This is a genomic window from Micromonospora sp. MA102, assembly GCF_025460765.1.
In the GTDB taxonomy this organism is placed as follows: domain Bacteria; phylum Actinomycetota; class Actinomycetes; order Mycobacteriales; family Micromonosporaceae; genus Micromonospora; species Micromonospora halotolerans.
Genome location: NZ_JAMWEG010000006.1, coordinates 200,149 through 223,486, shown reverse-complemented (window position 1 = coordinate 223,486; position 23,338 = coordinate 200,149). Strand labels below are relative to the sequence as shown.

27 protein-coding genes are annotated in these 23,338 nt (G+C 72.6%); 14 read left to right on the top strand and 13 right to left on the bottom strand.

Going from position 1 to position 23,338, the window contains the following annotated elements; all coding sequences use genetic code 11:
- Nucleotides 1–10: 10 nt before the first annotated feature.
- The 14 genes from NFX44_RS14845 (at nucleotide 11) to hypE (ending at nucleotide 11,409) form a co-directional block, all read left to right on the top strand.
- Nucleotides 11–853 (top strand): ABC transporter ATP-binding protein, encoded by an 843-nt coding sequence (locus NFX44_RS14845; RefSeq protein ID WP_262284128.1) that lies wholly within the window; start codon nucleotides 11–13, stop codon nucleotides 851–853.
- A gap of 211 nt (nucleotides 854–1,064) precedes the next feature.
- Nucleotides 1,065–1,283, top strand: a complete 219-nt coding sequence (locus tag NFX44_RS14840; protein ID WP_262284127.1) for a hypothetical protein — start codon at nucleotides 1,065–1,067, stop codon at nucleotides 1,281–1,283.
- 186 nt (nucleotides 1,284–1,469) lie between these two features.
- Nucleotides 1,470–2,882, top strand: a complete 1,413-nt coding sequence (locus NFX44_RS14835) for a hypothetical protein (RefSeq protein ID WP_262284126.1) — start codon at nucleotides 1,470–1,472, stop codon at nucleotides 2,880–2,882.
- Complete coding sequence (locus NFX44_RS14830) at nucleotides 2,879–3,457, top strand: hydrogenase maturation protease (protein WP_262284125.1); 579 nt, start codon at nucleotides 2,879–2,881, stop codon at nucleotides 3,455–3,457. Before NFX44_RS14835 ends, NFX44_RS14830 begins: the two co-directional genes overlap by 4 nt.
- Nucleotides 3,450–3,806, top strand: a complete 357-nt coding sequence (locus NFX44_RS14825; protein ID WP_262284124.1) for a hydrogenase maturation nickel metallochaperone HypA — start codon at nucleotides 3,450–3,452, stop codon at nucleotides 3,804–3,806. The genes NFX44_RS14830 and NFX44_RS14825 overlap by 8 nt, the downstream gene beginning before the upstream one ends.
- Complete coding sequence (locus NFX44_RS14820) at nucleotides 3,806–4,345, top strand: hemerythrin domain-containing protein (RefSeq protein WP_262284123.1); 540 nt, start codon at nucleotides 3,806–3,808, stop codon at nucleotides 4,343–4,345. Before NFX44_RS14825 ends, NFX44_RS14820 begins: the two co-directional genes overlap by 1 nt.
- Entirely contained in the window at nucleotides 4,342–5,463 is a 1,122-nt protein-coding gene (locus tag NFX44_RS14815) for a hydrogenase expression protein HypE (protein ID WP_262284122.1), read from the top strand. The genes NFX44_RS14820 and NFX44_RS14815 overlap by 4 nt, the downstream gene beginning before the upstream one ends.
- Nucleotides 5,460–7,259 carry a nickel-dependent hydrogenase large subunit gene (locus NFX44_RS14810; RefSeq protein ID WP_262284121.1) on the top strand — a complete coding sequence of 600 codons (1,800 nt, stop codon included), beginning with the start codon at nucleotides 5,460–5,462 and terminating at the stop codon, nucleotides 7,257–7,259. The genes NFX44_RS14815 and NFX44_RS14810 overlap by 4 nt, the downstream gene beginning before the upstream one ends.
- Complete coding sequence (locus NFX44_RS14805) at nucleotides 7,252–7,863, top strand: NifU family protein (protein WP_262284120.1); 612 nt, start codon at nucleotides 7,252–7,254, stop codon at nucleotides 7,861–7,863. Before NFX44_RS14810 ends, NFX44_RS14805 begins: the two co-directional genes overlap by 8 nt.
- Nucleotides 7,860–8,474: a DUF5947 family protein gene (locus NFX44_RS14800; RefSeq protein WP_262284119.1), complete on the top strand. Its 615-nt coding sequence runs from the start codon at nucleotides 7,860–7,862 to the stop codon at nucleotides 8,472–8,474. The genes NFX44_RS14805 and NFX44_RS14800 overlap by 4 nt, the downstream gene beginning before the upstream one ends.
- A gap of 14 nt (nucleotides 8,475–8,488) precedes the next feature.
- The gene (locus tag NFX44_RS14795; protein WP_262284118.1) at nucleotides 8,489–8,692 is read left to right on the top strand and encodes a hypothetical protein; all 204 of its coding nucleotides are present in this window, start codon (nucleotides 8,489–8,491) and stop codon (nucleotides 8,690–8,692) included.
- A 155-nt stretch (nucleotides 8,693–8,847) separates the two neighbouring features.
- Entirely contained in the window at nucleotides 8,848–9,120 is a 273-nt protein-coding gene (locus tag NFX44_RS14790; protein WP_262284117.1) for a HypC/HybG/HupF family hydrogenase formation chaperone, read from the top strand.
- A 10-nt stretch (nucleotides 9,121–9,130) separates the two neighbouring features.
- The gene (gene hypD, locus NFX44_RS14785; RefSeq protein ID WP_262284116.1) at nucleotides 9,131–10,258 is read left to right on the top strand and encodes a hydrogenase formation protein HypD; all 1,128 of its coding nucleotides are present in this window, start codon (nucleotides 9,131–9,133) and stop codon (nucleotides 10,256–10,258) included.
- On the top strand, nucleotides 10,255–11,409 hold the full coding sequence (gene hypE, locus NFX44_RS14780; protein WP_262284115.1) for a hydrogenase expression/formation protein HypE: 1,155 nt from the start codon (nucleotides 10,255–10,257) through the stop codon (nucleotides 11,407–11,409). Before hypD ends, hypE begins: the two co-directional genes overlap by 4 nt.
- A 13-nt stretch (nucleotides 11,410–11,422) precedes the next feature.
- Here hypE and hypF read toward each other — a convergent pair whose 3' ends face one another.
- The 13 genes from hypF to ctaD all read right to left on the bottom strand — a co-directional run bounded on the left by hypF (nucleotide 11,423) and on the right by ctaD (nucleotide 23,330).
- Nucleotides 11,423–13,702, bottom strand: a complete 2,280-nt coding sequence (gene hypF / locus NFX44_RS14775) for a carbamoyltransferase HypF (RefSeq protein WP_262284114.1) — start codon at nucleotides 13,700–13,702, stop codon at nucleotides 11,423–11,425.
- A gap of 9 nt (nucleotides 13,703–13,711) precedes the next feature.
- Nucleotides 13,712–14,377 (bottom strand): SIS domain-containing protein, encoded by a 666-nt coding sequence (locus NFX44_RS14770; RefSeq protein WP_262284113.1) that lies wholly within the window; start codon nucleotides 14,375–14,377, stop codon nucleotides 13,712–13,714.
- The gene (locus NFX44_RS14765; RefSeq protein WP_262284112.1) at nucleotides 14,374–14,616 is read right to left on the bottom strand and encodes a HypC/HybG/HupF family hydrogenase formation chaperone; all 243 of its coding nucleotides are present in this window, start codon (nucleotides 14,614–14,616) and stop codon (nucleotides 14,374–14,376) included. Before NFX44_RS14765 ends, NFX44_RS14770 begins: the two co-directional genes overlap by 4 nt.
- On the bottom strand, nucleotides 14,613–15,227 hold the full coding sequence (locus NFX44_RS14760) for an SIS domain-containing protein (RefSeq protein WP_262284111.1): 615 nt from the start codon (nucleotides 15,225–15,227) through the stop codon (nucleotides 14,613–14,615). The genes NFX44_RS14765 and NFX44_RS14760 overlap by 4 nt, the downstream gene beginning before the upstream one ends.
- A gap of 9 nt (nucleotides 15,228–15,236) precedes the next feature.
- Nucleotides 15,237–15,614: a helix-turn-helix transcriptional regulator gene (locus NFX44_RS14755; RefSeq protein WP_262284110.1), complete on the bottom strand. Its 378-nt coding sequence runs from the start codon at nucleotides 15,612–15,614 to the stop codon at nucleotides 15,237–15,239.
- 79 nt (nucleotides 15,615–15,693) lie between these two features.
- Nucleotides 15,694–17,445, bottom strand: coding sequence for a ubiquinol-cytochrome c reductase cytochrome b subunit (locus NFX44_RS14750; protein ID WP_262284109.1), 1,752 nt, complete (start codon nucleotides 17,443–17,445; stop codon nucleotides 15,694–15,696).
- Nucleotides 17,442–18,305 (bottom strand): ubiquinol-cytochrome c reductase iron-sulfur subunit, encoded by an 864-nt coding sequence (locus NFX44_RS14745; RefSeq protein ID WP_262284108.1) that lies wholly within the window; start codon nucleotides 18,303–18,305, stop codon nucleotides 17,442–17,444. Before NFX44_RS14745 ends, NFX44_RS14750 begins: the two co-directional genes overlap by 4 nt.
- Nucleotides 18,302–19,087, bottom strand: coding sequence for a c-type cytochrome (locus NFX44_RS14740; RefSeq protein WP_262284107.1), 786 nt, complete (start codon nucleotides 19,085–19,087; stop codon nucleotides 18,302–18,304). Before NFX44_RS14740 ends, NFX44_RS14745 begins: the two co-directional genes overlap by 4 nt.
- Nucleotides 19,088–19,089: 2 nt before the next feature.
- Nucleotides 19,090–19,476 carry a cytochrome c family protein gene (locus tag NFX44_RS14735; protein WP_262284106.1) on the bottom strand — a complete coding sequence of 129 codons (387 nt, stop codon included), beginning with the start codon at nucleotides 19,474–19,476 and terminating at the stop codon, nucleotides 19,090–19,092.
- Nucleotides 19,473–20,387 carry a cytochrome c oxidase assembly protein gene (locus NFX44_RS14730; RefSeq protein ID WP_262284105.1) on the bottom strand — a complete coding sequence of 305 codons (915 nt, stop codon included), beginning with the start codon at nucleotides 20,385–20,387 and terminating at the stop codon, nucleotides 19,473–19,475. The genes NFX44_RS14735 and NFX44_RS14730 overlap by 4 nt, the downstream gene beginning before the upstream one ends.
- Nucleotides 20,375–20,776, bottom strand: a complete 402-nt coding sequence (locus NFX44_RS14725; protein ID WP_262284104.1) for a hypothetical protein — start codon at nucleotides 20,774–20,776, stop codon at nucleotides 20,375–20,377. Before NFX44_RS14725 ends, NFX44_RS14730 begins: the two co-directional genes overlap by 13 nt.
- Nucleotides 20,776–21,405, bottom strand: a complete 630-nt coding sequence (locus tag NFX44_RS14720; RefSeq protein ID WP_262284103.1) for a cytochrome c oxidase subunit 3 — start codon at nucleotides 21,403–21,405, stop codon at nucleotides 20,776–20,778. The genes NFX44_RS14725 and NFX44_RS14720 overlap by 1 nt, the downstream gene beginning before the upstream one ends.
- The gene (ctaD, locus tag NFX44_RS14715) at nucleotides 21,402–23,330 is read right to left on the bottom strand and encodes a cytochrome c oxidase subunit I (protein WP_262284102.1); all 1,929 of its coding nucleotides are present in this window, start codon (nucleotides 23,328–23,330) and stop codon (nucleotides 21,402–21,404) included. The genes NFX44_RS14720 and ctaD overlap by 4 nt, the downstream gene beginning before the upstream one ends.
- Between the last annotated feature and the right edge of the window lie 8 nt (nucleotides 23,331–23,338).

The window sequence follows — 23,338 nt, the reverse complement described above, 5'->3', positions numbered from 1 at the left end:
GGGAACCCTGATGCGGCCCGACACCCCCCGGCTGGTCGGCGAGGCGCTGACCCTCGGCTACGACCGGCGCACCGTCGCCGAAGACCTCACGGTCGCCGTCCCCGACGGGTCCTTCACCGTGATCATCGGGCCGAACGCGTGCGGCAAGTCGACGCTGCTGCGCGCCCTGGCCCGGCTGCTGCGACCGGCCCGGGGCACGGTGCTGCTCGACGGCGCCGACATCCACCGCCGGCCGGCCCGCCAGGTGGCCCGTACCCTCGGGCTGCTCCCGCAGTCGGCGGTGGCCCCGGACGGGTTGACGGTGGCCGAGCTGGTCTCCCGAGGCCGCTACCCGCACCAGGGCCTGCTGCGCCAGTGGTCCCGTGAGGACGAACGGGTGGTCGACCGGGCGATGGCCGACACCGGCGTCGCGGAGCTGGCCGACCGGCCCGTCGACGAGCTGTCCGGCGGGCAGCGGCAGCGGGTCTGGATCGCCATGGCGCTGGCCCAGCAGACGCCGCTGCTGCTGCTCGACGAGCCGACCACCTACCTGGACATCGCCCACCAGGTCGAGGTGCTGGACCTCTGCGCCCGGCTGCACGAGGAGCAGGGCCGCACCCTGGTGGCGGTGCTGCACGACCTGCACCAGGCCGCCCGGTACGCCACCCACCTGGTGGCCATGCGCGACGGGCGGGTCGTCGCCGCCGGCGACCCGCGGCGGATCGTCACCACCGAGCTGGTCGAGGAGGTGTTCGGCCTGCCCTGCCGCATCATCGACGACCCGGAGACCGGCACGCCACTCGTACTGCCGGCGGTCCGGCGACCCGGCGCCGACGCAGAGCCCACCCCCGCCGTCCCCGGAGGCCGGCGCTGATCGACGACCCCGCCCGGACCGGCGCCCACCGACGTTGGTGCGGCCCATCGCCGGGTAAGCGAGCCGGGACCGTGAACCGCCACAACCAGGAAGTGGCGAGACGGACGACAGCGGCCAAAGGGTGCGGTGACGCCGTCACCGGCACGATCGGCCCTCGACCCGGCGGACGCCGACCGGGTCCCCCGTTCGTCCGCCTACCGAAGGAGGAACGATGGCTCGCGATCCCGCCCAGATGAAGACCGGTGAGCTGCGCAAGCAGGCGGAACGCGCCGGAATGCGCAACGTCGACCAGATGAACAAGGGCGAGATGATCCAGAAACTCGGTGGGTCGGCCAACGCCAACCAGGGCGGCGGCCAGCGGCAGAAGGACCCGCGTCCGAAGGGCGTCAGCCCGCAGGACTACAAGAACGTGCCCGGCAACCAGACCTGACCACCAGCCGACGCCTGGTGCCCCGCCCGTCCCGGGTGGGGCACCAGGCGTCCGTTCACCCGGTCCGGTGAGTGCGTCAGCCACCTACCGGGGGCGCGCACTTACGGTGCGGCGACCGGACGGGGTAGACCGGGGTGACCGCTTGCCGGAGCGGATTCCTGGCTGCCCTGAAGGGGGTCGACCACCGTGCGGACCGATTGCCCCAGCCCTCGTCTCGACGGCGCCGAGGCGGTCGCCGACGCCATCCTGTACGAGGGCTACCTGCTCTACCCCTACCGGCGATCGTCGACCAAGAACCGGGTCCGCTGGCAGTTCGGGGTCCTGGTACCCCCGGCCTGGGCAGCGGCGCAGGGCCTCGTCGACAGCGGCGTGGCGGGCTCGGCGGAGTCGCCGTGGCAGCGGACCGCGTGCCTCGTGGAGGCGCCGGACACGGCGAGCGTCCGGATCCGTTTGCGGTTCCTGCACCTGCAACGGAAGGTGGCCGAGAGACGCACGGCCGACGGCGGGTACCGGCCGGTAGACCGGATCGAGGTCGCCGGCCGCACGGAGCTCAGTTTCGACGAGGCGGTGCCGCGGGAGTTCGACATCGAGGCGACGGTCGGCGACCTGCGGCACGGCCGCCGCCTCGACGTCCGGGTGCCGGGCGGGGAGGACGTCGAGCCGCTGGTCGACGGCCGCGGCGAGCCGGTCGGGCGGGTGGTCCGCCGGCGATGGCCGTTGTCCGCCTCGGTCACCGCCTCCGCCGTCCCGTGCGAGACGCCCTTCCGCCTGCTGCGGCTCGAGATCCGGGTCGAGAACACGGACCGGACGACCGCGCCGGACAGCCCGCGGGACGAGGCGTTGCGCTGCTGCCTGCTCGCTGCCCACACGCTGGCCACCGTCAGCCGGGGGCGGTTCCTGTCCCTGCTCGACCCGCCCGAGTGGGCGGCGCCGGCCGCGCGGGAGTGCCGCAACGTGCACACGTTTCCGGTGCTGGCCGGCGAGCCCGGCAGCGCCGACGTGCTCCTCTCGTCACCCATCATCCTCTACGACCACCCGCAGATCGCGCCGGAGAGCCCGGGCGACCTGCACGACGCGACCGAGATCGACGAGATCCTCTCGCTACGTACCCTCACGCTGTCCGACGCCGAGAAACGGGAGGCCCGGGCCACCGACCCCCGTGCCGCCGCCATCCTCGACCGGGTCGACGCGATGCCGCCCGAGGTGCTCGAACGCCTGCACGGGGCGATTCGGGCGCTGGAGCCCGTGTGCCCGGTCGGCGACGCCGCCACCGACCCGGAACGGCCGTGGTGCACGCCCGACGGCGACGCGGAGGGCGCCCCGGACACCGGGACGGTCCTGGTCGGCGGGACGGTGCTGGCGCGGGGCAGCCGCGTCCGGTTACGACCGCGGCGGCGCGGCACGGACGCCCACGACATGTTCCTGGCGGGCCGGACCGGCCGGGTGGAGCAGGTGCTGCTCGACGTGGACGGAACGCGGTTCCTGGCGGTGACCGTGGACGACGACCCGGGCGCGGAACTGCACCAGTGGTACGGGCGGCTGCGCCACTTCCGACCGGACGAGGTGGAACCGTTGGCCGGAGAGGTGACGGCGCCGTGAGCAACCCCGACGGCGGACGCGTCCTGGTCGCCGGCATCGGCAACATCTTCCTCGGCGATGACGGGTTCGGCGTCGAGGTCGTCCGGCGCCTCCGCGACGCGGTCCTCCCCGCGGCCGTGGATGTGTCCGATTACGGCATCCGCGGCATGCATCTGGCCTACGATCTGCTGGACGGCCGCCACCACGTGCTGGTTCTGGTGGACGCCCTGCCGCTGGACGAGCCGCCCGGGACGCTGGCCGTCATCCAGGTGGACCTCGACGACCCGGGATGGACGCTGCGCCCGGCCGACGTGCTGGAGGCGCCGGTCGCCGACGCCCACGGCATGGACCCCGAGTCGGTGCTGCGGCTGCTGCGCAGCCTGGGCGGCACGGTCGACCGGGTGTTGGTGGTGGGTTGCCGGCCCGCCGTCCTGGACGAGCGGATGGGGCTGTCGGCTCCGGTGGCGGCCGCGATCGACGAGGCGGTCCGCATGGTGGTCGGGATCGCCCAGGAGGAAGCCGCGCGGCTCGCTGGTCGAGCAGCCGCAGAGGCCGCGGCGAGCGGCAGCCGAGAGGGGGTGGGCGCCGATGCATGAGACCGGCCTGTCCGAGGCGATCGTGGCGGCGGCGGTACGCCGAGCCGCCGGGCGGCGGGTCACCGGCCTGCGGGTCCGGATCGGCGGCCACGCCATCGACCCCGGTGTCGTCACGCAGGGCATCCAGGTGGCCGCGGCCGGCACGGTCGTCGCGGACGCCGCGGTCGACCTGGTGCTGGAGCCGATGACCGTGCGGTGCCACCAGTGCGGCCGGAACGAACCAGTTCGCGACCACCTGGCGATGGTGGCCTGCCCGCGGTGCGGGGGCATCGACATCGAGGTCGGCGGCAGCGACGACGTCGTCCTGGAGTCGATCACGCTGGCCGCCCCCACGGTGGGAGCGGTCTGATGGACGCCACCGAGTTGCTGCGGCACGACCACCGCGTGGTCGAACAACTGTTCCGCGACTACCGGGCGGCCGCATCGGACGCGCAGCGGCGCGGGGTCGTGGAGATCCTCGTCCGCGAACTGTCGAAGCACGCCGCGCTCGAGGAGGTCCTCTTCTACCCGTTCGCCGCGCGAGTCCTGGCCGACGGGCAGGTCGACCGACACCTCGCCGGGCATGCGCCCATCAAGGAGCTGCTCCTCGAACTGGACCGCTGCCCGGTGGGCGACCGCGCACAGGACGGGCTCATGGAGCGGCTGGCGTCCGCCGTCGCCCGGCACGTGCGCGACGACGAGAACGAGCTCATGCCGCTGCTGTGCGGCCGGGCCGACGAGCAGGCCCTCCGCGAACTGGGCCAGGAGATCGACCAGGGCAAGCAGCGCGCCCCGACGCGTCCGCACCCGCACGCGCCGGACAAGCCCCCGGCGCTGGCCCTCGCGGCGCCGCTGGCTGCCATCTACGACCGGTTGCGGGATCGGATGCAAGGGAGGCCACGCACATGACGCAGAGCAGTCGCGACACCGCGGTGATTCCCCGGGAGAACGGGTTCGACGAGGTCACCATCCTGTGGATCTCCGAGGGCATGAGCTGTGACGGCGATTCCGTGTCGATGACCGCTTCGGGTCAGCCGGCGATCGAGGACATCGTTCTCGGGCTCATTCCCGGGCTCCCGAAGGTCAACCTGCACAACAAGGTGTTGTCGCCGACGGTTGGCGGCGAGGAGTTCCTGGCGCCGTATCGCCGGGCCGCCCGTGGGGAGATGACCGAGCCGTTCATCCTCGTCATCGAGGGTTCGATCCCGAACGAGAACATCAACGGCGAGGGGTACTGGACGTCGTTCGGCAATGACGAGAACACCGGCGAGCCGCTGACGTTGAACTGGTGGATCGACCGCCTGGCGCCCAAGGCGTGGGCGGTGGTCGCGGCCGGCACGTGCGCGACGTACGGCGGCATCCACGCCATGGCGGGCAACCCGACGGGGTGCATGGGACTGGCTGACTATCTCGGGTGGGACTTCCGCTCCGAGGGTGGCCTGCCGATCGTCAACGTGCCCGGCTGCCCGATCCAGCCGGAGAACTTCATGGAGACCCTGACCTGGGTCCTCTACCACGCCGCCGGCTCGGCGCCGCCCCCGCCGCTGGACCACATGCTGCGGCCGCAGTGGCTGTTCGGCAAGACCGTGCACGAGGGCTGCGACCGGGCCGCCTACTACGAGCAGGCCGATTTCGCCAAGGACTACAACTCGCCCAAGTGCCAGGTGAAGATCGGCTGCTGGGGGCCGGTCATCAACTGCAACGTCCCGAAGCGCGGCTGGATGGGCGGCGTGGGCGGCTGCCCGAACGTCGGCGGCATCTGCATCGGCTGCACCATGCCGGGGTTCCCCGACAAGTTCATGCCGTTCATGGACATGCCGCCCGGCGGCAGCCTGTCCACGTTGCTCATCAAGCCGTACGGCGCCGTGATCCGCCGCCTGCGTGGCATCACCAACGCCACCGCCAACCGGGAACCGAAGTGGCACCACAACGGACCGGAGCTCACCAGCGGCTACAACCCCCGGTGGCGCCCGTACGGTCCGGCGGATCCCCGTCGACAGGCGGCAATCGAGAGGAACACACCGTGACCGCGACGAAGCCGAAGCCGGCCACCGGCCAGAAGCCCGGCGAGCTGGTGGAGATGGCGTGGGATCCGATCACCCGGATCATCGGCAACCTCGGCGTCTACACGAAGATCGACTTTGCCAACCGCGTCGTCGCCGAGTGCCACACCACGTCGTCGCTGTTCCGCGGCTACTCGGTGTTCATGAAGGGGAAGGACCCCCGCGACGCCGGCTTCATCACCAGCCGGATCTGCGGCATCTGCGGCGACAACCACACGACCTGCTCGGTCTACGCGCAGAACATGGCCTACGGCATCAAGACCCCGCCGCTGGCGGAGTGGATCATCAATCTCGGCGAGGCCGCCGAGTACATGTTCGACCACACCCTGTTCCAGGACAATCTCGTCTTCGTCGACTTCTGCGAGGCGATGGTCAAGCAGACCAATCCGAGTGTGCTCGCCCGGGCGGAAGCCACCGCGGCACCTGGGCGAGACATCCACGGCTACCGGACGATCGCCGACATCATGCGGGCCTACAACCCGTTCGAGGGCGAGGTCTACAAGGAGGCGCTGAAGGTCAGCCGGACGACCCGGGAGATGTTCTGCCTCATGGAGGGACGGCACGTCCACCCGTCGACGGTCTACCCCGGCGGCGTCGGCACCATGCCCCAGCCGACGCTGTTCACCGACTACCTGAGCCGGCTGATCAGCATCCTGGACTTCGTCAAGAAGGCCGTCGCCATGAACGACGACGTCTTCGACTTCTGGTACGAGGCGCTGCCCGGCTACGAGGAGGTGGGCCGCCGCCGGGTCCTGCTCGGCTGTTGGGGCGCGTTCCAAGATCCGGACGTCGTCGACTACCGGTACGAGACGATGTCGAACTGGGGACGGGCCATGCACGTCACGCCCGGCATCGTCGTCGACGGCAAGCTGCTCACCACCGACCTCGTGGACATCAACCTCGGCATCCGGATCCTGCTCGGCAGCTCGTACTACAAGGACTGGGCGGGCGAGGAGGACCCGTTCGTCAAGTACGACCCGCTCGGCAACCCGGTCGACATCCGCCATCCCTGGAACCAGACCACGCTGCCGGATCCGCAGAAGCGCAACTTCGACGACAAGTACAGCTGGGTGATGAGCCCCCGCTGGTTCGACAAGAACAGCGGAGAGCATCTGGCGCTGGACACCGGTGGCGGCCCGTTTGCCCGGCTGTATACCACCGCGCTGGCGAAAATGGTCGACACCCCGTATGTCAAGTCGACCGGGAAGAGCGTGCTGATCTCGCTCCCGAAGAGCCAGAAGCTGCCCGAGATGACGTTGGAGTGGAAGATCCCGCGCTGGTCGAACGCGCTGGAGCGGGACCGTTCACGGGCCTACTTCATCGCGTACGCGGCGGCCATGTCGCTGTACTTCCTGGAACGGGCGATGGAGCGGATGCGCGGCGGCGACATGCGGGTCTTCACCGAGTTCGACGTGCCGGACGAGGCGATCGGCTGCGGCTTCCACGAGGCCGTCCGGGGCACGCTGTCGCACCACCTGGTGATCCGGGACCGCAAGATCGCCAACTACCACCCGTACCCGCCGACGCCGTGGAACGGCAGTCCCCGCGACAGCTACGGCACGCCCGGTCCGTACGAGGACGCGATCCAGGACATGCCCATCTTCGAGGAGAACGGCCCGGACAACTTCAAGGGCGTGGACATCATGCGCGCGGTGCGCAGCTTCGATCCCTGCCTGCCGTGCGGGGTGCACATGTACGTCGGCGGCGGTCGCACCCTCAAGAAGATCCACTCGGCGATGTTCGGCGCGTCCCATGGGTGAGCAGCCGGACGTCCCACGGCTCGACGACGCGGCCGTCGAGCCACGGCTGGCCCGCCTGGACGCCGTGCTCGGCCAGCTCGAGCAGACCCCCGGCCGCACCGCCGAGCTGGCACTGGAGGCGGTCGAGGTCCTGACCGAGGTGTACGGCGAGGCGCTGGCCCGAGTCACCGACCTGGCCGCCGACAGTGGCGGCGCGCTCGACCGGCTCGCCGACGACGAGCTGCTGCGGCACCTGCTGCTGCTGCACCGCATCCACCCGGATCCGCTGGAAGGGCGGGTGGCCCGTGCCGTCGACGACCTCCGGCCGCAGCTGCGCGCGCAGGGCGCCGAGATCGCGTTGGTCGGTGTCCAGGACGAGGTGGCGCGCATCAGCCTGTCGGCGAGTTCGTGCGGCGGTAGCGCGGCGGCGCTCGGTGACCTGGTGCGGGACCAGGTGCTGACGTTCGCGCCGGAGCTGTCCGCGGTCGAGGTGGCGGCGCCCGCGCCGGCGCCGGCGCTGATCCCGGTCGCCGCCCTGTGGCAGCGGCCGGACCGGACCGCGGGGCCGCCGACGGGCGTGGCGGAGCAGGCCGGTGGGCCGCTCGCGTTGGACGGCACGGCATGACGGCGGGCGCCCTGCAGCGGGCGATCCGTCGCGCGGGGCAGCGCGCGGCGGCGGTCGAGCGGTGCGGCCTGTGCGCCGGGCGGGTCGGCCCGGAACACCGGCACGTGTGGGACGAACAGGACGGGGAGCTGATGTGCGCCTGCACGCCGTGCTCCCTGCTGTTCGAACGCGAGGCGGCCGGCGCCGGCCGGTACCAGCTCGTCCCCACCCGCGGCAGACGGCTGCCGGACCTGTCCGCCGCCGAACTCGGCGTGCCGGTCGGTCTGGTGTTCTTCGTCAAGCAGCGCGACGGCCGCGTGCTCGGGCACTACCCGAGCCCGCTCGGCACGACGGAGTCGGAGGTCGATGCCGGCGCCTGGCGGGCCGTCGAGGCGCGATCAGCCGAGCTGACCGCGCTGCTGCCCCGGGTCGAGGCCTTCCTGGTCTGGACGGGCAACCCGCGCGACGGCGGCAGCCAGTGGGTGGTGCCGGTCGACGACTGCTTCCGGCTCGTCGCGCTCATCCGCCGGCACTGGACGGGCATGTCCGGGGGAAGCGCCGTGTGGCGGGAGATCTCCCGGTTCTTCGACGAACTCGGCCGGCGACACGACCGGCCGTCCGGCAACCACTGATGGAGGAGGCGGCAATGGGCGAGATCCGGGTGGGCGATCCCGATGTCGAACTCGACGCCCCGGCGCACACGAAGGGTGTGGAGGAGGGCAACTCGCGGCGGAGGAAGCAGTCGGGCCATCAGGATGACGGGACGGTGGACGCGCACCGCTCGACCGGCATCCGGCCGAAGAAGCACGACCCGATCCTGCCGATCATGCCGAACCTGCCGCCGGGCTGAGCCGGCCCGGCGTGGACCCGAGGAGATGAGCTGTGCGGAAGCTGTTGGTGCTGCTGGCCGGCGCGGCCGTGGTGGGGATGTTCTGGAAGGAACTTCCCGCGCTGCGGCGCTACATCAAGATCGAGAAGATGTGACCGGAGAGGACGAGTAGCGCGATGTGCCTTGGCATCCCGGGCGAGATCGTCGAAATCAAGGCGGGCCACGAGGATCTGGCCATCGTCGACGTCGTGGGCGTCCGGCGCGCGATCAACATCGGCCTGCTCGGCCCGGACCAGATCGGTATCGGCGACTGGGTGCTCGTCCATGTCGGCTTCGCCATGTCGAAGATCGACGAGGCCGAGGCGGCCGCCACATTGGCCATGTTGAACGGCCTCGGGCAGGCCTACACCGACGAGCTGCAGGCGCTCGCCGAATCCGACATCACCTAGGAAAGATCAGATGCGTTTCGTTGACGAGTACCGCGACGCGGACAAGGCCCAGGCGCTGGCGACCCAGATCGCCGCGTTGTGCGAGCCGGGGCGGCAGTACAAGTTCATGGAGGTCTGCGGCGGCCACACCCACACCATCTACAAGCACGGGATCGAGGACTACCTGCCGGAGAGCGTCTCGCTGGTGCACGGGCCGGGCTGCCCGGTCTGTGTCATCCCGATGGGCCGGGTCGACGACGCCATCGCCATCGCCAACGAGCCGGGCGTCATCATGACCGCGTTCGGCGACATGATGCGGGTCCCGGGCGGAAGCGGCTCCTTCCTGGACGCCAAGGCGGCCGGCGCGGACATCCGGATGGTCTACTCGCCGCTGGACGCCCTGAAGATCGCGCGGACCAACCCGGACCGCCGGGTGGTCTTCATGGCGATCGGGTTCGAGACCACCTCGCCGTCGACGGCGATGACCGTGCTGCGGGCGGCCGCCGAGGGCATCGACAACTTCTCGGTCTTCTGCAACCACGTCACCATCCTTCCGGCGATCAAGGCCATCCTCGACTCACCGGACCTGCGTCTCGACGGATTCCTCGGGCCGGGGCACGTCTCCACCGTCATCGGTTGCCGGCCGTACGAGTTCATCGCCCGTGACCACGGAAAGCCGCTGGTGTGCGCCGGCTTCGAACCACTGGACCTCCTGCAGTCGGTCTTCATGCTGCTCACACAGCTCGCCGAGGGACGCTGCGAGGTGGAGAACCAGTACACCCGGGTGGTGCCCTGGGACGGCAATCTGCGGGCCCTGGAGGCGATCGGCCAGGTCATGCGGCTGCGCCCGTACTTCGAGTGGCGCGGCCTCGGTTTCATCTCGCACTCGGCCCTGCGGATGCGGGACGAGTACGCGGCGTACGACGCCGAGCGGATCTTCGACGTGCCCGGGGTGCGCGTGGCGGACCCGAAGGCCTGCCAGTGCGGCGAGGTGCTCAAGGGAGTGCTCAAGCCCTGGGAGTGCAAGGTGTTCGGCACCGCGTGCACGCCGGAGACGCCCATCGGCACGTGCATGGTCTCCTCGGAGGGCGCGTGCGCGGCCTACTACAACTTCGGCCGCTTCACCCGGCAGCGGCTCACGGAGGCGACCCGCGTATGACGACCGCAAGCACCGCCGGCTGGGCCGAGCGCGCGGTGGCCGAGGCCGCGGCCGCGGCCGGTCCCGACGAGCCGGGGCGACTGTCGCCGGAGCAGCAGGTGCTGGAGCGCATCGAACGTGCCCGCCGGCGCGCGCCGAAGGTCAGGGAGAGCCGGATCACGCTCGCGCACGGGGCGGGCGGAAAGGCGACGCACAACCTGATCGAGGGGCTGTTCGTCGAGGCGTTCCGGAACCCGACGCTGGAGGAGCTCGACGACGGCGCGGTGCTCACCGTTGGGAGCACGCGGCTGGCCTTCACCACCGACTCGTACGTGGTGTCGCCGCTGTTCTTCCCGGGCGGGGACATCGGCGATCTCGCCGTCAACGGCACCGTCAACGACCTCGCCGTCAGCGGCGCCCGACCGCTGTACCTGGCGGCCGGATTCATCCTGGAGGAGGGCTTTCCCGTCGCCGACCTGCGGCGGATCGCCACCTCCATGGCCACGGCGGCGGGGCGCGCCGGGGTCCAGGTGGTCACCGGCGACACGAAGGTGGTGCAGCGGGGCAAGGCCGACGGCTGCTACATCAACACGGCCGGCGTAGGCGTGCTGGAGCGACCGGTGGCCCTGGGCACCGCGCAGGTCCGCCCGGGCGACGCGGTCATCGTCTCCGGGCCGATCGGCGACCACGGCGTCACCATCATGCTCGCCCGCGGCGAGCTGGACATCGCCGCCGACCTGGCCTCGGACACCGCGGCTCTGCCCGGCCTGGTGGACAGGCTGCTGGACGCGGCTCCCGGGGTGCGGCTGCTGCGGGACGCCACCCGCGGCGGCGTGGCGACCATCCTCAACGAGGTGGCGCAGGCGGCGGAGGTCGCGGTCGTCGTCGATGAGGCGTCGGTGCCGGTGCGTCCCGCTGTCACCGGCGCGTGCGAGCTGCTCGGCATCGACCCGCTCTACGTGGCCTGTGAGGGCCGCCTCGTGGCGGTGGTGGACGGCACGCAGGCGGAGGCCGCCGTGGCGGCGCTGCGCGGCCATCCGCTCGGCGACGGCGCGGCGATCATCGGCCGGGTCACCGCCGACCCGCCCGGGATGGTGCTGCTCCACACGGCGTTCGGCGGCACCCGCGTGGTCGACATGCTGGTCGGGGACCCGCTCCCCCGCATCTGCTGACGGCGGCTCCCGTTCAGGAGGCGGCGGCGGCCCGGGCCGCGGCCACCGCGGCCTGACCCAGGGAGACGCCGCCGTCGTTGGGCGGCACCCGCGAGTGCACGAGCGCCCGGAAGCCGTCCCGTTCCAGCCCGCTCACCACCCGGTCGAGCAGCAGCACATTCTGGAAGACCCCGCCGGAGAGGGCGACCGTGCCGAGGCCGGTGCGCTCCCGGACGGCTCCCGCCGCCCCGACCACGGCGTCAGCCAGGCCGTGGTGGAAGCGCGCGGCGATCCGGCCGGGGTCCACCCCGGCGAGCAGGTCGTCGACCACGCACCGGACCAGTCCGCGTCCGGCGTGCAGGAGCGGGACGGGGCCTGCCGCCTCGACCTGGTAGCCGCCACGCTCGTCGCGATCGGCCCGCTGCTCCAGGGCGATCGCGGCCTGCCCCTCGTAGGTGACGCGGTCGTGGAGGCCGAGCAGCGCCGAGACGGCGTCGAACAGCCGGCCCGCGCTGGAGGTACGCGGCGAGTTCGTCCCGCGCCGTGCCAGCGCCACGACCGCGGGCCAGTGCCGGTCGTGCCGGCGCCGCACCGGCAGGTCCGGCACGGCGTCGCCGTAGATCTCGTCCAGATAGGACGCGGCCATCCGCCACGGCTCGTGTACCGCCGCGGCCCCGCCCGGCATCGGCACCGAGCCCAGATGGCCGACACGCTCGAACCCGGTGAGGTCCGCGACGAGCAGCTCACCGCCCCAGAGGGTGCCGTCCGGGCCGAACCCGAGACCGTCGAAGGCCACGCCGATGACCGGTCCGGGATCGCCGTTGTCGGCCAGGCAGGACGCGATGTGGGCATGGTGGTGCTGGACCCCGAGCAGCTCGACGTCGTCGAGCTGCAGGGCGTACTTGGTGGAGAGGTATTCGGGATGCAGGTCATGGGCGACGACCTCCGGCCGGACGTCGAAGAGCCGGGTGAAGTGCGCGATCCCGTCGGTGAACGCCCGCAGCGTCTCGTAGTTCTCCAGGTCGCCGACGTGGTGCGACACGAACGCGCGCCGTCCCTTGGCCACGCAGAACGTGTTCTTCAACTCCGCGCCGCACGCGAGCACCGGCCGCGCGAACCGCCAGGGCAGCGTGATCGGCGCGGGAACGTAGCCACGGGAGCGCCGGATCGGCAGTTCACGGCCCCGGAAGACGCGTACCACCGAGTCGTCGGTGCGGACGTGGATCCGCCGGTCGTGGACCAGGAAACCGTCGGCGATGCGTGCCAGCCGCCGGCGGGCGTCGTCGTCGCGATGGGCGATCGGTTCGTCGGAGACGTTGCCGCTGGTCAGGACGATCGGCATGCCGAGCCGCCCGAGCAGCAGCCGGTGCAGCGGCGTGTACGGCAGCAGCACACCGAGGTCGCGGTTGCCCGGGGCCACCGACTCGCAGACCGGGGCGTCGGCGCGGCGGGGCAGCAGCACCACGGGCCGGCGGGCGCCGGTGAGCACCGGCTCCGCCGCCGGCGCCACGTCGACGAGGGCGCGCGCCGACCCCAGGTCGGCCGCCATCACGGCGAACGGCTTCTCCTCGCGGTGCTTGCGGGCGCGCAGCGTCGAGACGGCCCGGTCGTCGTCAGCCCGGGCGGCCAGGTGGTAGCCGCCGAGACCCTTGACCGCGACGATGCGCCCGTCCCGCAGCCACCGTACGGCCGTGTCCAGGGGCTCGCCGGAAGCCGGGATGCCGTCGGCGGTGAGGAGCCGGAGGGCCGGACCGCACGCGGGGCAGCACACCGGCTCGGCGTGGAAGCGACGGTTCGCCGGGTCCGCGTACTCGGCGGCGCAGTCGGCGCAGAGCGGGAACTCGGCCATCGTGGTGGTACGGCGGTCGTACGGGACGTCCTCGACGATCGTGAACCGCGGGCCACAGTTGGTGCAGTTCGTGAACGGGTAACCGTGCCGCCGGTCGGTCGGATCGGACAGCTCCCCGAGGCAGTCCGCGCAGGTGGCGGTGTCCGGGGAGATCAGGGCCTCCCGGCCCGCGCCCGTGACGCTGGCGACGATGGTGAAGCCGGGCCGGCCGGTCGGCGGCACCGCGTCGGCGGTGAGCCGGTCGACCTGGGCGAGTGCCGGTGCCCGCCGGCTGAGGTCGGCCACGAAGGCGGTCAGCCGGTCGCCGACCCCTTCCACCTCGACGAAGACGCCCGCGCTGTCGTTCCCGACGAACCCGGCCAGCTCGTACTCGGTGGCCAGTGCGTGCACGAACGGTCGGAACCCGACCCCCTGCACGATGCCCTCGACGCGGACGTGCACCCGTCGCACACTGGTCAGATCCACGGCAGCCGGTCAGAGTGAGTCGGCCAACGCCTGCTGGGTGAGTTCCCAGAGCACGTGGTAGACCGTCGTCTGCGCCTCCTGGACCCGGTGCACCGACGCCGACGGCACCACGAAGAGGTGGTCGAGGAACTCGGAGTCCGCCATCCGGCCGCCGTCGTAGCCGGCGAACCCGACGGTGAGCATGCCGCGCCGGGACGCCTCCTCGAACGCCCGCAGGACGTTGTTCGACCCTCCGCTGGTGGACAGCCCCACCGCGATGTCCCCGGCACGGCCGAACGCCGCCACCTGCCGGGCGAAGACCACCTCGAACCCGACGTCGTTGGAGAGCGCCGTGATGACGGCGACGTCGTGGGTCAACGAGATGGCCGGCAAGGGGCGGGCGGCCTTCGGCGGGTGCAGGAACAACTGGGCGACGTCCTGTGCGTCCGTGCTGCTTCCGCCGTTGCCGAACGCGTAGAGCGTGCCGCCGGCTCGGAAGGCCGCGGCGCACCGGCGGGCGCAGTCGACCAGCCGCTGCCCGTGCTCGGCCACCAGGGATGCGCGGAGGGCGACGATCTCCGCCGACTTCTCCGCGGTGGACCTCGCCACCTCGGCGAGCACCGCGTCCACGTCGGTCGGCCGGGTGTCGAGGAACGGGTACAGGGCTCCGACGGCGCCCTCGACCCGGGCGCTCACGACCGCTTCTCCACGACGGCGATGGCCTCCTTGGCGTGGACCAGCACGACGTCGCCCGGTTCCGCCTCCACCAGGGCCACACTGACCTCCTCCGGTCCGGCGTCCGTGTCGACCACGGCCAGACCGTCGGCCATCAGTTCCCGCACCCGCACGGCCACCGCCACGTCGGAACAGGTGAGGCACACGTCGTCGTGGCACTCCGGTACGGCCCGGGTGGCGGGCACCGGCCGCGGCGTCACCGGACGGCCTCCGGCTCCAGCAGTCCCGGTTGCTCGAAGAACACGTGCACCAACTCCCACAGGATGTGATAGATCGTCACGTGCACCTCCTTCACGATGCACGGGTCCTCGGAGCGGGCGACGACGACATGGTCGGCGACGGCATCCCGAGCGAGGTCGCCCCCGTCGCCGCCGAGCAGCCCGACGGTGAGGAGACCGAGGTCGCGGGCCGTCGTCAGGCCCCGCCGAACGTTGGCGCACCGGCCGTCGATGGACAGGCCGAGCGCGATGTCCTCCGGGGCGGCGAGCAGGCGCAGTTGAGCCGCGAAGACCTCGTCGAAGCCCTCCGCCCGGGCGATGCCGGTGAGGGTGGCGGCGTCGCTGGTCAGCGAGATCGCGGGCAGCGCCCGCTTGCCCACGATGACCGGGTGGACGAACTCCACCACCACGTGCTGGGCGTCCGTCGCCGGCCCCCCGTTGCCGAAGACGATCAGCTTTCCGCCGCGATGGAAGCGTACGGCCATCTCGTAGCAGGCCCGCGCGATGCGCGCCGCGTCGCCGGCGAGCGCCTCGGCGGGTGCCACCCGGCGGGCGAACGCCCGGTCGACTGGCGGCATGAGGGGCGACGGCATGGTCCTCCTTCAGCGTCCCGACGGGGCGTACCGGCCGGCCGGGGCGACCCGCGTCCCCGCGAAGGCGCGCGTCGTGCGTCGCAGACAGGCGTCGATGATCTGGTCGAGCTGCGCCAGTCGGACCGTCCACGTCCGGAGTGCCTGGCGGCCCTCGGTGGTGAGCTCGTAGCGCCGGCGTGCCGGCCCCGCCCCGGCGGTCTCCCACACGGAGATGAGCGAGCGATCGCGTTCCAGGCCGCGCAGCACCCGGTAGACCTGGCCGGGCTCCACATCGGGCAGCCCCATCGCGCCGAGCCGGTCGATCAGGTCGTATCCGTGGCCGGGCCGCTCGAAGATCAGGAGCAGGAGGAGCGGAGGCAGCAGGCCGCGCAGCTCACGTCCGTGCATGCCACTCCTCCCGGCACCGAGCACCGCTCTCTCCCGAAGCTAAACACATTTCCTCCCGGAAAGAGGAGGATTGCCCGTTTTACCGGCGGCCACCCGCGTCCACCTTCTCCGGCGGATCGGCTCCGTCGCCGGCGCGCTGCCGGCGACGGTCGCGCCGGCGCCCGACCAGCGCCGCGACGAGCAACGCACCGGCGGCTGCCGCCCGTCCCCACCGGCGCAGGGCGGCCCGGACCGGCCCGGGCGGAGGCGGTGGGGGCGGCCCCGGCACCACGACGCGGTCCACGCCCGGGTACGCCAGGCGGGCGGCCTCGACCGCCTCCTCCTCCGACACGGCGATGCGGTTGACGGTCAGCACCATCCGCCGGGCCTCGTCGCGGTAGCGCCACCGCCACACCTCCCCCTCCGGCCACAGCTCGATCCGCTCCCCCGGCCGGTCCGGCGCGGGGGTCTCGGGTTCGTCGTCGCCCGGGACGGGCCGGCGGGAGGGACGGCCGGCACGCCGCAGGTCGGCCCGGGTGAGGTCCCCGAGCGAGGTCGCGTCGCCGCGGCGCAGCGCCCGCGCGGTCAGGAACGCGACGGCGCCGGTCAGGATCGGCAGGGCGAGCACCAGGACCCGGAAGAGGTACAGCAGGTCGTAGACCGGCACCCCGAGCAGCCGGGCCAGGAGGTCGTCGCCCGCCGCGACGACGAGCACCGCGAAGAAAGTCAGGGCGGCCACACCGACACCGATCCGCACGGGGTGCTCCCGGGGCCGGTCGAGCAGGTGGTGCTGACGGCGGTCGCGCGTGCGAAGCCGCTCGGCGAACGGCCAGAGGTAGAGGGCCAGGAACGTCAGCCCGCCGAGCACGACGCCGGGGAAGAACGGCGCCGGCACCAGGTAGCCGCCGATGCGGAACTCCCAGGGCGGGAACAGGCGCAGTGCGCCGTCACCCCAGGCGACGTACCAGTCCGGCTGCGCCGGCGAGGTGGACTGGGCCGGCTCGAACGGTCCGTAGAGCCACACCGGGTTGATCTGGGCCAGGCCGCCGAGGGCGAACAGCACCGCCAGGACCCAGGCGAAGAGGGCGAGCGAGCGCAGGGTGTAGCTCGGCCACAGCCGGGACCCGACCACGTTGTGCTCCGTCCGGCCCGGGCCCGGGAACTGGGTGTGTTTCTGCCGCACCAGGATGCCCAGGTGCAGGGAGATGAGGGCGACGAGGACGGCCGGCACGAGCAGCACGTGGGTGACGAACATCCGCGGGATCATCTCGTCGGAGGGGAACTCGCCACCCAGAGCCAGGGCGGCCAGCCAGGTCCCGACCAGGGGGATCGACTCCACCACCGAGGTGATGATCCGCAGGCCCAGTCCGGAGAGGAGGTCGTCGGGCATGGAGTAGCCGGTGAAGCCGTTGGCCAGCGCGAGGGTCAGCATGGTGACGCCGATCAGCCAGTTGATTTCGCGCGGCTTCCGGAACGCCCCGGTGAAGAAGATCCGCGAAAGGTGCAGGACGATCGCGGCGACGAAGACCAGCGAGGCCCAGTGGTGGGTCTGCCGGATCAGCAGACCGGCGCGCACGTCCCAGCTCAGCCGCACCACCGAGGCGTACGCGGCGGAGGTGGTGCTGCCGTCCAGTGGAGCGTACGACCCCTGGTAGACGCGGTCGGCGGAGCTGGCGTCGAAGAAGAAGGTGAGGTAGACGCCGGTGAGGATCAGCGCCACGAACGAGTAGAGCGCGAGTTCGCCGAGCATGAACGACCAGTGGTCGGGGAAGACCTTCGCCAGCGCCCGGCGGGTGATCGGGGAGAGCCGGAGCCGGTCGTCCAGCGCGCGGGCCAGCCGGTTCATGATCATGGCCGGCTCCAGAAGCCGGCGCCGGGCGGCGCGGTGAAGTCGCCGGTGGCCCGGAGGAAGCCGTCCGGGCCGACCTCGACCGGCAGTCCCGGCAGCGGCCGCGCCGCGGGACCGGCGACCGCCCGGGCCCCGGCCAGCAGGTCGAATGACGACTGATGGCACGGGCAGAGCACCCGGCCCGTGCCCTTGAGGTAGAGCCGCACCGGACAGCCCGCGTGGGTGCAGAGCATCGACCAGACGACCAGGCCGCCCAGGTGACCGCCGGCGGGTGGGTGGGAGAAGCGCTCGGGGTCGAGGCGGACCGCGAAGGCGGGGGCGTCGCCGGCGTCGGGGTCCCCCTCGGGGAAGACCGCCACCATCGTCTCGGCGGGCACGTCGTCCGGCCGCAGGGGTCGTCCCGTGTCGTCGACCAGCCGTACGCCGGGCCCCCAGGGGGTGTCCTTGAGGGCCCGGGGCGGGCGCACCCGGTCCCAGGGGAGCAGGGAGCGCAGCGGGAACAGCGCGGCGACGCCGAGGGCGGTCAGGGCGAACCCGAGTGCCGCGAGCAGACCGTACCGGCGCGTCGGGCTGTCCGGCGCGGCGAACTCCGCCGCGGTCATCGCCTGCTCGGCCGGGGGCGGGGTGAAGCCCTCGTGCTCCTCGACGTACCCGCCGACCGGGACCAGCCGCCGGGCCCAGATCGCGAGCCCCACCGCCAGGCCGGCGAACGCGACCGCCAGGCTCACCCCCTCCCACCGGGTGTCGCCGCCCAGCCCGTACGTCACCGCGAAGCCGACCGCACCGGCGGCGCTCACCAGGAACGCGCCGACGATCCGGCGGCTCGCGGACTCCTCGGCCGGCGACGGGGGCGGGCGCCTCACTCCGCCGCCCTCCGGCCCAGCCAGCGCACGCCGGCCACCAGGAGTACGAGCACCGCCAGCCAGGCGAGCAGGCCCTCGGCCAGCGGGCCGAGCCGGCCGAGCGGGTTGCCGCCCGGGTCCAGCCGCTCGGTGCGCAGCCGCCGCACGTAGCTGGTCAGGTCGTCGACCTGCTGATCGGTGAGCACCTGGCCGGGGAAGGCCGGCATCAGCCCGGGCCCGACCCGGACCGCCTCGGCGATCTGGGTGGGCGAGGCGTCGTACAGCGGTGGGGCGCTCCAGCCGTTCGTGAGCACGGCCCCCGAACCGGTAGCCCCGTGGCACGGCGCGCAGTTGGCGGCGAAGAGGTCCCGGCCGGAGACCACGTGGCCGGGGGCGACCCGGGGGATCCCCGGGCCGCCGCCGCCGAAGCTGGCGACGTGGTCGACCAGCGCGGAGATGTCCTCGGCGGAGAGGACGGGCTCGCGGCGCCGCGGCTGGGAGACTTCGCCCCACACGGGCATCCGGCCGGTGGAGAGCTGGAAGTCCACCGCGGCGGGCCCGACGCCGACCAGGGACGGCCCCTGCTGCGACCCCTGCCCGCGCACGCCGTGGCAGCTCGCGCACTGCTGCAGGTAGAGCTGGGTGCCGCGGTCGCCGGCGGGGGTGGTGGCGGCCGGGGTCGGCGTGGGGTCGGGCGCGGGCGCCAAGGCCACCGGGCCTACGGCGAGCGCCAGCACGGACCCGGCCACGAGGGCCCGGCGCGGGTGCGGGGCGGGCAGGGTCACCGCTCGTGGTCGCCGCATCCTCAGTCCAACGTGTAGAGGTACGCGGCGATGTCCTGCGCGTCGATCGCGCTGACGCCGAGGTTCGGCATGGCGGTGCCCGGCTCGACGGCCTGCGGGTCGGTGATCCACCGCCGCAGGTTGTCCGCGTTGTTCGGCAGCTCACCGGCGATGTACGACCGGGCGCCGAACCGGGTCAAGGGCGGGCCGACCAGCCCACCGGCCCGGTCGACGCCGGGAACGGTGTGGCAGGAACCGCACCCGTACTGGGCGATCAGCTTCGCGCCCCGGTCCGGCCGCCCGGCCCGCGACTCGGGCGGTGGTGGTGGCGACGTCGACGCGCAGCCGGACACGGCGACGACCGGAAGCGCCGCCAGCACCGTTGCCAGCACCCAGAGACGACGACTCATCGCACCATCCCTTCGGTTGGGGCGCCGTTCGCCGGCGGCGCGCCGGGCCGGCCCGGCCGGGCCGGGACCAGGCGGGCGGGCCGCTCCCGGTCCAGCCGCAGCAGCCAGCCGAGGAAGACCGCCAGCGCCGCCACCAGGACCACCAGGTCCATCGGCGCCCACATCAGCAGTCCGGCGAGCTGCTGGTCGGCGAGCGGGTCGGCGCCGAGGACCCGCGAGGGGTAGACCGGCTCGGGGGCGAAGGTGAGGATCGCGCCGAGCGCGGAGGCGGGCAGCATGGTGCCGACCAGCAGCAGCAGCGACACCGGCGCGGGCGTCCGGTGGCGGGCCGGGCCGAGCACCGGCGCCCACAGCAGCCAGGCCGCCGACACCAGGCTCAGGTGCTCGGCGGCGTGCAGGAGCGGGCGGTCCACCGCGGCGACGTACGGGCCCGGCAGGTGCCACAGCCACAGGGCCAGGGTCTGCGCCGCCGCGGCCAGCAGGGCGTATTCGGCCGGGCGGCGCAGCCGGCGCACCGGCGCCGCGGCCCGGACGCGGGCCAGCAGGCGGCGCAGCGGGTGGGGCGCGGCCAGGGTGAGCGGCAGTCCGGCCGCACCGGCCGCGAGCAGCGGGCCCGCCACCAGCAGGAGCAGCATGTGCTGGGCCATGTGTCCGGCGTAGGAGGATTCCGCCAGCCGGTGCACCGGCCCCTGGTCGGCCGCCAGCACCACCACCAGTCCGGCGCCGAACGCCGCCACCCGCCGGCCCGCCACCACCCGGCCGCGACCGCGCCGCGCCCACAGCTCCTGCACACCCCGGCCGTAGCCGGCCGCGAGCAGGCAGACCACGGCCACGGACACCATCGCCAGCAACCCGTCGGTCACGTCGCCCGGGCCGGACCCGTGGGCCCGGTAGACGGTCAGCCCTGACATGGCGGGAAGACCAGCACGGCGACCCCGCCGAGCACGATGATCGTCAGGAACAGCAGGTTCGCCCAGACGCCGACCACGGCGAGCATCCGGGAGCGGTCGACGGCCCGGTCCTCGGCGCCGGCCGACGACGCCCGGGCGGTGCGCCGCCACACCAGCGTGGCCACCAGCAGCGAGCCGATGGTGACCAGGGCCGGGATCACCACCGCGAGCCACACCGCCAGCCAGAGCGGCACGGCGGAGACGCGCTCGCGGCCCGCGGCGCAGGTCAGCTCGTCCAGCGGCCAGGCCACGAGCAGGTGCGCGGCCCAGGCCACGGCCCCGCCGAGGACGCCGTACCAGAGCAGCAGCCCGCCGGCCAGGCGGGTGTGCGGGCCGGGTCCGGCGGTCATCACAGTCTCGGGGAGAGGTAGATGGTGAACAGGATGGCGACCCACACCGTGTCGACGAAGTGCCAGTAGATCGCGGCGTTGCGGACGCGTTCGTGGCGGTGGGACCCGAAGCTGCCACCGCGCAGGGAGGCGGCGAGCAGCCACCCGATCATCGTCAACCCGACCAGCACGTGCAGCCCGTGGAAGCCGGTGATCAGATAGAACAGCGAGCCGTAGACATCGGTGGTCATGGTGAAATGCTTGAGGTCCTCGGCGTACTCGACGGCCAGCAGGGCCAGGAAGGTCAGCCCGAGCACCAGGGTGGCGGCCAGCCCGGCGCGCAGCCGCCCGCGCCGGCCGCGCCGGATGCCGTGCTCGGCCCAGACGACGGGCAGGCTGCTGGGCACCAGCACCGCGGTCATCAGCAGCGGGAGGAGCAGCTTCGGCTTGTCGACGCCACCCGGCGGCCACTGCGGACCGAACTGGAAGCGGAGATAGAAGTAGCTGCCGAGCAGGCAGGCGAAGAGGGTGGCCTCGGTGGCCACGAACAGCACCATGCCCCACCAGCCGGTCGGCCGGCCGACCGGCTCCTCCGTGGTCAGCGCCGTGACGCCGGTGGCCGCGGCCACGACCCCGCCCCGGTCCGTCATGACGCCACCCCGAGTTCCTCGTCGGGGCGGCGCGGCGGCCAGAGCCAGGCCGCGATCGTCGCCGCCACCACCAGCACGGCGACGACCGCGACGGGGTACGCGGCCAGCAGCATGGCGGTGAAGAAGACCAGCAGCGCGCCGGCGAGGACGAGTGGCTTGAACGACGGCTCGGGCATCTCCACCGCCCGCTCGGTGCGGGCGTCCAGTTCGCTGGTGAACAGGGTGCGCCGGCCATCGCTGAGGACGCGGTCCGCGCTCGCGCCGGTGGTGGTCGACTCGGTGGTCCGCGCGTCCCAGGCGGGGTGCAGGCTGTGCACCCGGGGAATGACCGGGAAGTTGTACGGCTCGGGCGGCGAGGCTGTCGACCACTCCAGGCTGTCGCCCTCCCACGGGTCCGCCGGCGCCGGCCTGCCGCGCCACACCGCGTGCACCACGCCGACGAGCACCAGCAGCAGCCCGAGCGCCAGCAGGTACGACCCGACCGTGCTGACCAGGCTCCACCCGTCCCAGCCCGGCTCGCTGCCGTAGGTGTAGATCCGCCGGGGCATGCCGAACAGGCCGGTGAGGTGCATCGGGAAGAAGGTGACGTGCATGCCGGCGAAGGTCAGCGCGAACGCCCACCGCCCGAGCCCCTCGTGGTACATCCGGCCGGTGATCTTGGGCAGCCAGTAGTAGATGCCGGCGAGCATCGGGAAGACCGCCCCGCCGATCAGCACGTAGTGGAAGTGCGCCACGACGAAGTAGGAGTCGGTGACCTGCTGGTCGAACGCGGTGACCGCGAACATCGCGCCGGTGACGCCGCCGAGCACGAAGGTCACGAGGAACCCGATGACGAAGAGCAGCGGCACCCGCAGCACCAGCCGGCCGAGCAGCATGGTGGCCAGCCAGGCGAAGATCTGGATCCCGGACGGGATGGTGATGACGGTGCTGGCCGCGCTGAAGAAGCTGTAGGACAGCTGCGGCAGCCCGGTGGCGAACATGTGGTGCACCCAGACCCCGAACGAGATGATCGCGATCGCCACGATGGAGAGCACGATCAGCGAATAGGCGACCACGCCCCGGCGGGTGAACGCGGGCAGCACCGCGGAGACGATGCCCAGCGCGGGCAACACGATGATGTACACGTCGGGATGTCCGAAGATCCAGAACAGGTGCTGCCAGAGCAGCACGTTCCCGCCGCCGGACGGGTCGAAGAAGTGGGTGCCGAACCGGCGGTCGAAGAAGAGCATCGCGTTGTCCGCGTTCAGCGCCGGCAGGGCGAAGACCACCATGAACGCGGTGGCCACGATCGCCCAGACGAACAGCGGCACCCGGTTGAGCGACATCCCCGGCGCCCGCAGCTTGAGCGCGGTGACGATGAAGTTGATGGCGCCCGAGGTGGTGGAGATGCCGAGGAACAGCAGCCCGAGGGCGTAGACGTCCATGTGCAGGCCCGGGTTGTGCTGCACCTGGTTCAGCGGCGCGTACGCGAACCAGCCGTTGTTGGGCGCCGCCCCGAAGGGCAGGCTGGCCCACATGAACAGGCCGGCGAAGAGGAACACCCAGTAGCCGAAGGCGTTCAGCCGGGGAAACGCCATGTCCCGGGAACCGATCATCAACGGCACCAGGAAGTTGCCGAAGCCGAAGAGCATCGGGGTGGCGAACAGGAAGATCATCGCCGTGCCGTGCATGGTGAAGAGCTGGTTGTACTCCTGCGGCGACACCACGCCGGACTCGGGCCGGGCGAGCTGGGTGCGCATCACCAGGGCGCTGAGCCCGGCGAGGACGAAGAAGAACGCGGCGGTGACCAGGTAGCGCCGGCCGATCTTCTTGTGGTCCACCGTGGTGAACCAGGCACGCAGCGAGCGGGGCTCGGCCCAGTGCTCGGCCAGCCGGGCCAGGTCGTCCCGGCCCACGCCGGGCGCGGTGCTGGTGGTCGAGGACATGGCGGCCC

What these genes read in the sequence shown, in the direction of transcription:
- NFX44_RS14845 (WP_262284128.1), top strand. Translation starts at nt 11, where the DNA reads ATGCGGCCCGACACCCCCCGGCTGGTCGGCGAGGCGCTGACCCTCGGC.
- NFX44_RS14840 (WP_262284127.1), top strand. Translation starts at nt 1,065, where the DNA reads ATGGCTCGCGATCCCGCCCAGATGAAGACCGGTGAGCTGCGCAAGCAG.
- NFX44_RS14825 (WP_262284124.1), top strand. Translation starts at nt 3,450, where the DNA reads ATGCATGAGACCGGCCTGTCCGAGGCGATCGTGGCGGCGGCGGTACGC.
- NFX44_RS14820 (WP_262284123.1), top strand. Translation starts at nt 3,806, where the DNA reads ATGGACGCCACCGAGTTGCTGCGGCACGACCACCGCGTGGTCGAACAA.
- NFX44_RS14815 (WP_262284122.1), top strand. Translation starts at nt 4,342, where the DNA reads ATGACGCAGAGCAGTCGCGACACCGCGGTGATTCCCCGGGAGAACGGG.
- NFX44_RS14805 (WP_262284120.1), top strand. Translation starts at nt 7,252, where the DNA reads ATGGGTGAGCAGCCGGACGTCCCACGGCTCGACGACGCGGCCGTCGAG.
- NFX44_RS14800 (WP_262284119.1), top strand. Translation starts at nt 7,860, where the DNA reads ATGACGGCGGGCGCCCTGCAGCGGGCGATCCGTCGCGCGGGGCAGCGC.
- NFX44_RS14795 (WP_262284118.1), top strand. Translation starts at nt 8,489, where the DNA reads ATGGGCGAGATCCGGGTGGGCGATCCCGATGTCGAACTCGACGCCCCG.
- NFX44_RS14790 (WP_262284117.1), top strand. Translation starts at nt 8,848, where the DNA reads ATGTGCCTTGGCATCCCGGGCGAGATCGTCGAAATCAAGGCGGGCCAC.
- hypD (WP_262284116.1), top strand. Translation starts at nt 9,131, where the DNA reads ATGCGTTTCGTTGACGAGTACCGCGACGCGGACAAGGCCCAGGCGCTG.
- hypE (WP_262284115.1), top strand. Translation starts at nt 10,255, where the DNA reads ATGACGACCGCAAGCACCGCCGGCTGGGCCGAGCGCGCGGTGGCCGAG.
- NFX44_RS14760 (WP_262284111.1), bottom strand. Translation starts at nt 15,227, where the DNA reads ATGCCGTCGCCCCTCATGCCGCCAGTCGACCGGGCGTTCGCCCGCCGG.
- NFX44_RS14755 (WP_262284110.1), bottom strand. Translation starts at nt 15,614, where the DNA reads ATGCACGGACGTGAGCTGCGCGGCCTGCTGCCTCCGCTCCTCCTGCTC.
- NFX44_RS14750 (WP_262284109.1), bottom strand. Translation starts at nt 17,445, where the DNA reads ATGATCATGAACCGGCTGGCCCGCGCGCTGGACGACCGGCTCCGGCTC.
- NFX44_RS14740 (WP_262284107.1), bottom strand. Translation starts at nt 19,087, where the DNA reads ATGCGGCGACCACGAGCGGTGACCCTGCCCGCCCCGCACCCGCGCCGG.
- NFX44_RS14735 (WP_262284106.1), bottom strand. Translation starts at nt 19,476, where the DNA reads ATGAGTCGTCGTCTCTGGGTGCTGGCAACGGTGCTGGCGGCGCTTCCG.
- NFX44_RS14730 (WP_262284105.1), bottom strand. Translation starts at nt 20,387, where the DNA reads ATGTCAGGGCTGACCGTCTACCGGGCCCACGGGTCCGGCCCGGGCGAC.
- NFX44_RS14725 (WP_262284104.1), bottom strand. Translation starts at nt 20,776, where the DNA reads ATGACCGCCGGACCCGGCCCGCACACCCGCCTGGCCGGCGGGCTGCTG.
- NFX44_RS14720 (WP_262284103.1), bottom strand. Translation starts at nt 21,405, where the DNA reads ATGACGGACCGGGGCGGGGTCGTGGCCGCGGCCACCGGCGTCACGGCG.
- ctaD (WP_262284102.1), bottom strand. Translation starts at nt 23,330, where the DNA reads ATGTCCTCGACCACCAGCACCGCGCCCGGCGTGGGCCGGGACGACCTG.